This is a genomic window from Syntrophomonas sp. UBA5494, assembly GCF_002426325.1.
Genome location: NZ_DIPG01000090.1, coordinates 41,066 through 43,125, shown reverse-complemented (window position 1 = coordinate 43,125; position 2,060 = coordinate 41,066). Strand labels below are relative to the sequence as shown.

1 protein-coding gene and 1 pseudogene are annotated in these 2,060 nt (G+C 55.7%); both read left to right on the top strand.

The window, feature by feature from the left end; all coding sequences use genetic code 11:
* Positions 1-315, top strand: a pseudogene (locus B3W37_RS10020) (ABC transporter ATP-binding protein); the annotation flags it as partial.
* A 69-nt stretch (positions 316-384) separates the two neighbouring features.
* Positions 385-2,060: ABC transporter ATP-binding protein (locus B3W37_RS10015; protein ID WP_483175614.1), on the top strand; the 1,676-nt coding region annotated here is incomplete at its 3' end.

Here is a 2,060-nt window from a genome sequence, read left to right as displayed (position 1 = left end):
GGCGGCCAGAAGCAGCGGCTTTCCATCGCCAGGGCCTTGGTTCGTAAAGCGGCCATTTATATTTTTGATGACAGTTTTTCGGCACTTGATTTCGGAACCGATGCCCGGCTGAGGGCGGCTCTTAAAAAAGAAACCGCCCAATCCACGGTTATTATCGTCGCGCAGCGGGTCAGCACGGTTATGGATGCCGACCAGATCCTGGTTCTGGATCAAGGCCGGATGGTGGGGATGGGTACCCATACGGAACTGCTGGCGGAAAACGAGGTTTACCGGGAAATCGTTTTCTCGCAGTTGTCGGAAGAGGAGATTGCGTGATAATGGTGACGATGACAGTGACAACTGGGGGCGGTCCCCCATTACCGCCATCCGAGGGAGAGCAAATTGATGAAGCAGTCTGAACCGGATAAACAAGCTGGTAAACCGGAGGTTCCCCCCAGGCCGAAGTCCAGGCACGCCCACGGCCGGGGCTGGCGCGGCGGCCTGGGGATGCCCGGCGAAAAGGCCCGCGATGTCAGGGGTACCCTGAAACGGCTGGCGGATTATCTGCGCCCCCAGCGCTACCGCATGCTGGTAGTGTTTATGCTGGCGGTGGCCAGCACCCTGTTTGCCATAGTCGGCCCCAAGGTGATGGGTATGGCCGTCACCAAGCTCGGGGAAGGGGTGATGCTTCGCTACAACCACTATGTGCAGCTGCAGCAGGCCGTTGAGCAAAATCTGCCCGCCTGGTACGTTGAGCAGCTGCGAGGGCAGCCCCTGCCCGGATTCGACTTCGATTATATTGCCAGGATCCTGCTCATGCTGGTGGGTCTGTATCTGTTGAGTTCACTATTTGCATTTCTGATGGCCTATATTATGTCCAGCGTTGCGCAGGAAACCGTATTTGTCATGCGCAATGACGTAAAAGATAAGCTTGACCGCCTGCCTCTAGGCTATTTCGACCGGCAGACCCATGGCGAGATACTGAGCCGGGTAACCAATGATATGGACAATATCGCCAATACGCTGCAGCAGAGCCTGACACAGCTGATTACCTCGGTGGTGACGCTGGCGGGTATTTTGGTGATGATGCTTTCCATCAGCCCCCTGATGACACTGATCGCTATAGTGACCCTGCCTTTGAGCGCAGTGGTAACCGCCATAGTGGCACGCTATTCGCAGCGTTTTTTTGCAGAGCAGCAGAAGGTCTTGGGCGAGCTGAACGGCCATGTGGAGGAGATGTACGGCGGGCACAAAGTCGTCAAGGTGTTTGGGCATGAACGGGATTCGGTGGAGAAGTTTAGGCAGATCAACCAGGGGCTCTACGAGGTGGGCTGGAAGGCCCAGTTCATGTCGGGGATTATTTTTCCGGCCATAAATTTCGTCAATAACATCGGCTACGTTCTGGTGGTTCTGGTGGGGGGCCTCCTGGTGGCGCAGCGGGCTATCTTCATCGGGGATGTGCAGGCCTTTATCCAATATATGCGTCAGTTCACCCATCCCATCATTCAGGTGGCCAATATCGCCAATATCCTGCAGTCCACTATCGCTTCGGCGGAGCGGGTTTTCGAGGTCTTGGATGAAGAGGAGCAAAGGCCCGACCGCGAGGATGCGGCGGTCATTCCCTTTCCCCGGGGTGAGGTGTGTTTCGAGCATGTCAAATTCGGTTATGCTGAAAATACCCTGTTGATGGAGGATTTGAGCATCCAGGTCAAGGCCGGGCAGACCGTGGCTATAGTGGGCCCGACCGGGGCCGGCAAGACCACATTGGTTAACCTGATCATGCGCTTTTACGAGGTGCAGGGAGGGGTCATCACTGTAGACGGGGTGGATATCCGGGATATGCGGCGCGGGGATTTGCGCACCATGTTCGGCATGGTCTTGCAGGATACCTGGCTGTTCAACGGCACTATTCGCGATAATATCGGCTACGGCCGGGAAGGGGCCGGTTTTGAAGAGATTGTGGCTGCGGCCAGAGCGGCTCATGCCCATCATTTTATAATGACTTTGCCGGATGGCTATGATACGGTTTTGAATGAAGAAGCTTCCAATATTTCGCAGGGGCAAAAGCAGCTGTTGACCAT